We start from the raw sequence: 8,889 nt of genomic DNA on the forward strand, positions 1-8,889 counted from the left end.
GCCTAGCCTCCTAATGTCAAACGAAGCGCTTCTCCTAAATTGGATACACCTACTACCTCAATCCCATCCGGAATTGTCCATCCTCCCAAATTTTTTCTAGGAATAATAGCGCGTTGAAATCCTAATTTAGCTGCTTCTTGTACACGTTGTTCAATTCTTGATACTCTTCTTATTTCTCCAGTTAATCCTACTTCTCCTATTACTGCATCGGTTGGTGCCGTAGATTTATCTCTAAAACTTGAAGCTATACTTAAAGCAACAGCCAAATCAATTGCTGGTTCATCTAATTTCAAACCACCTGCTACTTTTAAATATGCATCTTGATTTTGTAATAATAAACCTGTTCTTTTTTCTAGCACTGCCATAATAAGCGATACACGGTTATGGTCAATTCCCGTTGCCATTCTTCGAGGGTTTCCAAAACTAGTAGGGGAGATTAATGCTTGTATTTCTACTAAAACTGGTCTTGTTCCTTCCATTGAGGCAACTACTGTTGATCCTGCGACCCCAACTGGTCTTTCCTCAAGAAAAATTTCAGAAGGGTTTAAGACTTCCGCAAGTCCAAGCTCTTTCATTTCAAAAATACCCATTTCATTCGTGGAACCAAAACGATTTTTAACAGCTCGTAGAATACGATATGTATGGTGTCGATCTCCTTCAAAGTAGAGAACTGCATCGACCATATGTTCTAACATACGAGGTCCTGCAATTGCCCCTTCTTTTGTCACGTGTCCGACGATAAAAATAGGGATTCCTTTTGTTTTGGCAAGTTTCATTAATTCTGCTGTACATTCACGTACTTGCGCTACACTTCCAGGTGCTGACGTCACCTCAGGTAAATGTATCGTTTGAATAGAGTCAATAACAACAAAAGCTGGATTCATCTCTTCAATATGTGCTGCAATTCGCTGTAAGTCAGTCTCTGCTACAACAAATAGATTACTACCCTTTACATCCAAACGATCTGCACGAAGTTTAATCTGCTTTGCTGACTCCTCACCTGATATGTACAGTACATCATATGAAGCGTCTGCTAATTGTGATGAAATCTGTAATAACAACGTTGATTTCCCAATCCCAGGATCCCCACCAATAAGTACTAAGGATCCATCTACAATCCCGCCACCAAGGACACGGTTAAACTCCTGAAATTTTGTTTCAATACGCGCCTCAGACTTTGTTTCTACTTCTGTAAGACGTCTTGGTTTTGTTACTTCTGATTGAATTGCATTTGCATAATTAAGGCGCCTTGATGATACAACCGGCTCCATCTCTTCAACAAGCGTATTCCATTGACCACATCCTGGACATTTACCCATATATTTTGGTGACTGATAACCACATTCTTGACATGTGAATTTTGTTTTCTTTTTAGCCATATCGTTTTATATTTCACTTCACTTTCATCTATCAACATTTATCCTTCTCGTACAAGAAAGAGGGCTATCTCATAGCCCTCTTAGTTTGTCTATACTTATTTTACCTTTTCAGCACTATGAATGACAAATGATTCCCCTTCTACATCAAAGATAACTTTTTGTCCTTTCTCAATAGCACCTTTTAAAAGTTCTTCCGATAGTCTATCTTCTACATGCTTTTGAATTGCCCTACGAAGCGGACGAGCACCGTACTCACGATCAAACCCTTTATCAGCAATCGCTGAAATCGCTCCTTCTGTTAAGTGCAATTCAATCTCTTGCTCTTTTAAGCGATTCACTAACTGATTCACCATAAGTGTTACAATCTCTTGAATATGTTTTTTCTCAAGCATATGGAACACGATAATTTCATCAATACGGTTTAAGAATTCTGGACGAAATGCCTTTTTCAATTCATCCATTACTTTACCTTTCATATCTGAATAATCGCGGCTCTCATCTTGTACGTTAAATCCAAGATGTTTATTACGTTTTAACGCGTCTGCACCAACGTTAGATGTCATAATAACAATTGTATTACGGAAATCAACTGTACGCCCTTTAGAATCCGTTAAGCGACCATCTTCTAATACTTGTAGTAAAATGTTAAACACATCAGGATGAGCTTTCTCTACTTCATCTAATAGGACAACTGAATATGGCTTACGGCGAACCTTCTCAGTTAATTGACCGCCTTCTTCATATCCAACATATCCTGGAGGAGATCCAACTAAACGAGAGGTAGAATGCTTCTCCATGTACTCAGACATATCGATGCGAATCATTGCATCCTCATCACCGAACATAGATTCTGCTAATGCTCTTGCTAGCTCCGTTTTACCTACACCTGTTGGTCCTAAGAAAATAAAGGAACCAATCGGACGTTTCGGATCTTTCAATCCTGCTCTAGCACGACGAACAGCTTTCGCTACAGCTACTACCGCTTCATCTTGACCAATAACACGATCGTGAAGAATGGATTCTAAGTTTAATAATTTATCAGTCTCTGTTTGTGCAAGTTTAGAAACCGGGATACGAGTCCACGTAGAAACGACATTTGCAATATCTTCTACTGTCACTTCCGAGTTTTCTTTTCCTTGTTGCTCTTTCCATTGACGCTTCGTATCTTCTAACTTCTCACGTAAGCGTTGTTCCATATCACGTAAGGAAGCAGCTTTTTCAAATTCTTGACTTTGTACAGCTGCATCTTTTTCTTTTCTAATTTCCTCAAGCTTCACTTCAAGCTCTTTTAGATTTGGTGGTGTTGTATAAGAGCGTAAGCGAACCTTTGAAGCAGCTTCATCAATTAAATCAATTGCTTTATCTGGTAAGAAACGATCTGTAATATAACGGTCTGAAAGCTTTACAGCTGCATCAATTGCATCATCTGTAATAGATACACGGTGATGTGCCTCGTAACGATCACGTAAACCTTTCAAGATTTGAGTTGATTCGTCTAAACTTGGCTCATCAACGTGAATTGGTTGGAAACGTCTCTCTAAAGCCGCGTCTTTTTCAATATATTTGCGATATTCATCTAACGTTGTCGCCCCAATACATTGTAACTCCCCGCGAGCTAAAGATGGTTTTAAAATATTCGATGCATCAATAGCACCTTCTGCTCCACCTGCACCAATTAATGTATGAAGTTCATCAATAAATAGAATAATATTTCCTGCTTGACGGATTTCATCCATAACTTTCTTCAAACGATCTTCAAATTCACCACGATACTTCGTTCCAGCTACCACTGTACCCATATCTAGTGTCATAACACGCTTATCTCTTAAAGTTTCAGGAACTTCATTATTTACAATTTGTTGTGCTAATCCTTCTGCAATTGCCGTTTTACCTACACCAGGCTCTCCAATTAATACAGGATTGTTTTTTGTTCTACGGCTTAAAACTTCAATTACACGTTGAATTTCTTTACCACGCCCAATAACAGGGTCTAAACGATTTTCACGTGCAACAACTGTTAAATCACGTGCTAAACTATCAAGTGTTGGTGTATTTGCATTTGTTGAAGAACCACCTTGGTGACCTGAACTTGCTTCATTACTTCCAAGAAGTTGCAATACTTGTTGTCTTGCCTTATTTAAGCTAACACCTAAGTTATTTAAAACACGTGCTGCTACACCTTCACCTTCACGGATTAAACCAAGTAAGATATGTTCTGTTCCAACGTAAGAATGACCTAATTTACGAGCTTCATCCATAGACAACTCAATAACCTTTTTCGCACGCGGTGTATAATGTACCGTTTGAGAAGCTTCTGTTCCGCGTCCAATTAACGCTTCTACCTCTTTTTGAACTTTCTCTGGACTTAACCCAAGAGCAATTAACGCTTTTGCTGCAATTCCTTCACCTTCGCGTACAAGCCCAAGTAAAATATGTTCTGTTCCAATATTATTATGCCCAATACGAATTGCTTCCTCTTGAGATAAAGCTAATACTTTCTGTGCTCTTTCTGTAAATCTTCCAAACATCATAGAAATCGCCTCCTACTTGCGCTTAGTTTTTTTCAATACGTAATCGCTCACGGATTAAGGTTGCTCTTCGATAATCTCTTTCTTCTGGTCCTAAATGTCCTCCTGCATATTGTTGTAAAATGCCTGGTTGTGTAAGAACCATTAGCTCAGTCAAAATATTTCTCGATACACCTTTTATATATCCTAAATCAATACCCAGTCGTACATCTGATAAGCAGGTGGCCGCTTCCGCAGATTGAATTAACCGACTGTTTGCTAGTATGCCATAAGAGCGATAAACTTTATCTTCAAGCTCAATACTTGAATTTTGTACAATTAATTCTCTAGCCATTTTTTCTTGTTGTATGATTTGTTGAATGACACTCTTTAAATCTGCAATAATATCTTCTTCAGATTTTCCTAGCGTCATTTGATTTGACACCTGAAATATATTACCTAACGCTTCGCTACCTTCACCGTATATTCCTCTTACTACTAACCCTAATTTTTGAATTACTTGTATAATACGGCTAATTCTTTTCGTTAAAACGAGTCCCGGTAAGTGAATCATTACGGAAGCCCTTAATCCTGTACCGACGTTAGTAGGACAACTCGTAATATATCCAAGTGATTCATCAAAAGCATATTCAACCTCTTCCTCTATCCAATTATCTATTTGATTGGCACTTTGAAGAGCCTCTGATAACTGCAACCCTGAAAATAAGCACTGAATCCGAATATGGTCTTCTTCATTAAGCATGACACTAATATGTTCATTTTCTGACAATAGGCATGCTCCATATTCTGTACCTGCAAGGTTGGGGCTAATTAAATGCTTTTCAACTAATACTCTCCTTTGAAGAGGCGTTAATTCATTCATTTTTAATAGTTCAAACTCTCCAAAAGGTTCTACCGTTTTATTTATAAATTCCTTTTTAAATAATTCATGAATCTGTTTAGCTTCTTCTTCATTTTGCATAGTAGAGAATTGATATTTTTTAAAATTACGAGCCAAACGAATTCGACTACTTAAAACAATATCAGAATCAGGGCCATCCCCCTTCATCCATGGACTAATCGCTTCATTCATAATTTTGTCCAGTGACATAGAACTATTCCCCCTCTCTATGCTCACTAAGCTGATTTTCAAGACCTCGAATTTTATCCCTTACCTCAGCAGCTTTCTCAAACTCCTCTTTCTGTACGTATTGTTTCAGAATGAGTTTTAGTTCATCTAATTCTTTCTTTAAGTGAATATTTCCTTCTATACGTTCCGGAATTTTTCCACAATGATCTGTATGCCCGCCGTGAAGACGTTTTAATAATGGCTTTAAATGTTCCTTAAATGTATCGTAACAAGAGGCACATCCAAAGCGTCCCACCTTTGTAAATTGCTCGTATGTCATCTTACAATCTGGACACCTTAATATACTTTTATTTGAAAATCCATTTTTGCCTTCTTCAAACATTGTTGATTCACCGTGTAATAACCCAGCAAATAAATCATGGAATGAAAAGCTAGACTGCGATGATTGAAAGAAAGACGTATAGCCACTTTGTTCTGCACATTGCTCACAAAGATGAACTTCCGTCTTCTTTTCGTTGATTACTTTTGTATAATGTAAAGTTGCTGGTCTTATATTACAGTTTTGACAAGTCATCACTATCCCCACCTTTACAACAGGAACGATCTATCTCATAGTACTTTTCATACATTACTAGATTGTTCACTTTCCTTTATTCGTTTAAATAAAAGTGCGTGTTCTTTTTTTCAAAACTTCTACAATATTTAACTGCCTTATCTTTTAGTTATCATTCTTTTACAAAAGCTGTATTTATTTATATTTCAGTGTTCTTAACATTGCGCATAATATTCGAGCCCTAAGTTCATCTCGAGAAGGAACATCCATTGATAATACAGAGCGATCTAGTACACTTAACATAAGTTTAGCTTCACGATTTGTTATGATTCCCTCTTCTATTAAACGTATAATCATACTCTCTGCATTTCCTTGCGCAACGCTATGATCAATCATATGAAGCATTTGATCAATAATGTCTATATCGTCATGCAGTTTGACTTTTATAATGCGAATGTAACCTCCTCCACCACGTTTACTTTCTACTACAAATCCTCTTTCTAACGTAAAACGGGTATTGATTACATAATTGATTTGAGATGGTACGCACTCGAATTGATCCGCAATCTCATTTCTTTTGATTTCAATCACATTATTATTACTTAAGTCAATAACTTGCTTTAGATATTGCTCAATGATATCAGATATATTTCTCATTTATCCGCCACCTTTATTGACTTTGACTATCTTTGACTTTAATTATATACGTATTAATAAAATTTGCAACTCTTTTGCTTATTCACTATCCTAGCCACATTCCCCTGTATTTAATCAAAATAATAATAATTTAAACACATTTTTTACTTACTATGGATTATAAAAGAAAACACGAAAAAACACGAGTCATTTGACTCGTGTTTAGTTGCTTGGCGACGTCCTACTCTCACAGGGACAAGGTCCCAACTACCATCGGCGCTAGAGAGCTTAACTTCCGTGTTCGGTATGGGAACGGGTGTGACCTCTCTGCCATCATCACCAAACTATGAAGGCATATTCCTTCAAAACTAGATAACATTTGCTTCATATTATATGGTTAAGTCCTCGATCTATTAGTATTCGTCAGCTCCACATGTCACCATGCTTCCACCTCGAACCTATCAACCTGATCATCTTTCAGGGATCTTACTAGCTTACGCTATGGGAAATCTCATCTTGAGGGGGGCTTCATGCTTAGATGCTTTCAGCACTTATCCCTTCCGCACATAGCTACCCAGCTATGCCCTTGGCAGAACAACTGGTACACCAGCGGTGCGTCCATCCCGGTCCTCTCGTACTAAGGACAGCTCCTCTCAAATTTCCTACGCCCACGACGGATAGGGACCGAACTGTCTCACGACGTTCTGAACCCAGCTCGCGTACCGCTTTAATGGGCGAACAGCCCAACCCTTGGGACCGACTACAGCCCCAGGATGCGATGAGCCGACATCGAGGTGCCAAACCTCCCCGTCGATGTGGACTCTTGGGGGAGATAAGCCTGTTATCCCCGGGGTAGCTTTTATCCGTTGAGCGATGGCCCTTCCATGCGGAACCACCGGATCACTAAGCCCGACTTTCGTCCCTGCTCGACTTGTAGGTCTCGCAGTCAAGCTCCCTTATGCCTTTGCACTCTACGAATGATTTCCAACCATTCTGAGGGAACCTTTGGGCGCCTCCGTTACACTTTAGGAGGCGACCGCCCCAGTCAAACTGCCCACCTGACACTGTCTCCCGGGTCGATAAGACCCGTAGGTTAGAATTTCAATACAGTCAGGGCGGTATCCCACCAGCGCCTCCACCGAAGCTAGCGCTCCGGTTTCAATGGCTCCCGCCTATCCTGTACAAACTGTACCAAAATTCAATATCAGGCTACAGTAAAGCTCCACGGGGTCTTTCCGTCCTGTCGCGGGTAACCTGCATCTTCACAGGTACTATAATTTCACCGAGTCTCTGGTTGAGACAGTGCCCAAATCGTTACACCTTTCGTGCGGGTCGGAACTTACCCGACAAGGAATTTCGCTACCTTAGGACCGTTATAGTTACGGCCGCCGTTTACTGGGGCTTCAGTTCAGAGCTTCGCTTACGCTAACCCCTCTCCTTAACCTTCCAGCACCGGGCAGGTGTCAGCCCCTATACTTCGCCTTACGGCTTCGCAGAGACCTGTGTTTTTGCTAAACAGTCGCTTGGGCCTATTCACTGCGGCTTTCCGTTAAGAAAGCACCCCTTCTCCCGAAGTTACGGGGTCATTTTGCCGAGTTCCTTAACCAGAGTTCTCTCGCACACCTTAGGATTCTCTCCTCGCCTACCTGTGTCGGTTTGCGGTACAGGCACCTTTTATCTCGCTAGAAGCTTTTCTTGGCAGCGGGGAATCAAAGACTTCGCTCCATAAGGAGCTTCCCCATCACAGCTCAGCCTTCACGATAAGCGGATTTGCCTACTTATCAGCCTAACTGCTTGGACGTGCACAACCAATCGCACGCTTCTTCTATCCTTCTGCGTCCCTCCATTGCTCAAACGATAAAGAGGTGGTACAGGAATATCAACCTGTTGTCCATCGCCTACGCCTGTCGGCCTCGGCTTAGGTCCTGACTAACCCTGAGCGGACGAGCCTTCCTCAGGAAACCTTAGGCATTCGGTGGACGGGATTCTCACCCGTCTTTCGCTACTCATACCGGCATTCTCACTTCTAAGCGCTCCACCAGTCCTTCCGGTCTGACTTCACTGCACTTAGAACGCTCCCCTACCACTGATACCATTGGTATCAATTCGCAGCTTCGGTGGTGTATTTAGCCCCGGTACATTTTCGGCGCAGAGTCACTCGACTAGTGAGCTATTACGCACTCTTTAAATGGTGGCTGCTTCTAAGCCAACATCCTAGTTGTCTAAGCAACTCCACATCCTTTTCCACTTAATACACACTTTGGGACCTTAGCTGGCGATCTGGGCTGTTTCCCTCTTGACTACGGATCTTATCACTCGCAGTCTGACTCCTAAGGATAAGTCATTGGCATTCGGAGTTTGACTGAATTCGGTAATCCGATGAGGACCCCTAGTTCAATCAGTGCTCTACCTCCAAGACTCTTACACTTAAGGCTAGCCCTAAAGCTATTTCGGGGAGAACCAGCTATCTCCAGGTTCGATTGGAATTTCTCCGCTACCCACACCTCATCCCCGCACTTTTCAACGTGCGTGGGTTCGGGCCTCCATTCAGTGTTACCTGAACTTCACCCTGGACATGGGTAGATCACCTGGTTTCGGGTCTACGACCACGTACTAAACGCCCTATTCAGACTCGCTTTCGCTGCGGCTCCGTCTCTTCAACTTAACCTTGCACGGGATCGTAACTCGCCGGTTCATTCTACAAAAGGCACGCCATCACCCATT

At 41.2% G+C, this 8,889-nt stretch carries 5 protein-coding genes and 2 rRNA genes (1 of these 7 running past the window's edge); all 7 read right to left on the reverse strand.

Annotation, left to right across the window (positions count from 1 at the left end; translation table 11 throughout):
* Positions 1–2: 2 nt before the first annotated feature.
* Positions 3–1,379: a DNA repair protein RadA gene (radA, locus tag QCI44_RS27820; protein WP_001085203.1), complete on the reverse strand. Its 1,377-nt coding sequence runs from the start codon at positions 1,377–1,379 to the stop codon at positions 3–5.
* Positions 1,380–1,474: 95 nt separating this feature from the next.
* Positions 1,475–3,910, reverse strand: coding sequence for an ATP-dependent protease ATP-binding subunit ClpC (clpC, locus tag QCI44_RS27825; RefSeq protein WP_016089678.1), 2,436 nt, complete (start codon positions 3,908–3,910; stop codon positions 1,475–1,477).
* A gap of 22 nt (positions 3,911–3,932) precedes the next feature.
* Positions 3,933–4,997 (reverse strand): protein-arginine kinase McsB, encoded by a 1,065-nt coding sequence (gene mcsB / locus QCI44_RS27830; RefSeq protein ID WP_353811514.1) that lies wholly within the window; start codon positions 4,995–4,997, stop codon positions 3,933–3,935.
* Positions 4,998–5,001: 4 nt separating this feature from the next.
* Complete coding sequence (gene mcsA, locus QCI44_RS27835) at positions 5,002–5,550, reverse strand: protein-arginine kinase activator protein McsA (protein ID WP_016089680.1); 549 nt, start codon at positions 5,548–5,550, stop codon at positions 5,002–5,004.
* Between the two features lie 174 nt (positions 5,551–5,724).
* Positions 5,725–6,186, reverse strand: coding sequence for a transcriptional regulator CtsR (gene ctsR, locus QCI44_RS27840; protein ID WP_016089681.1), 462 nt, complete (start codon positions 6,184–6,186; stop codon positions 5,725–5,727).
* Between the two features lie 207 nt (positions 6,187–6,393).
* Positions 6,394–6,509, reverse strand: a 5S ribosomal RNA gene (rrf, locus tag QCI44_RS27845).
* A 49-nt stretch (positions 6,510–6,558) separates the two neighbouring features.
* Positions 6,559–8,889: ribosomal RNA gene (locus QCI44_RS27850) — 23S ribosomal RNA — on the reverse strand; it runs 591 nt beyond the window's last position.

Origin of the sequence: Bacillus cereus group sp. RP37 (genome assembly GCF_040459695.1) — a bacterium.
Taxonomy (GTDB): Bacteria; Bacillota; Bacilli; order Bacillales; family Bacillaceae_G; genus Bacillus_A.

Coding starts and splice junctions, on each gene's coding strand:
- radA (WP_001085203.1), bottom strand. CDS start 1,379: ATGGCTAAAAAGAAAACAAAATTCACATGTCAAGAATGTGGTTATCAG.
- clpC (WP_016089678.1), bottom strand. CDS start 3,910: ATGATGTTTGGAAGATTTACAGAAAGAGCACAGAAAGTATTAGCTTTA.
- mcsB (WP_353811514.1), bottom strand. CDS start 4,997: ATGTCACTGGACAAAATTATGAATGAAGCGATTAGTCCATGGATGAAG.
- mcsA (WP_016089680.1), bottom strand. CDS start 5,550: ATGACTTGTCAAAACTGTAATATAAGACCAGCAACTTTACATTATACA.
- ctsR (WP_016089681.1), bottom strand. CDS start 6,186: ATGAGAAATATATCTGATATCATTGAGCAATATCTAAAGCAAGTTATT.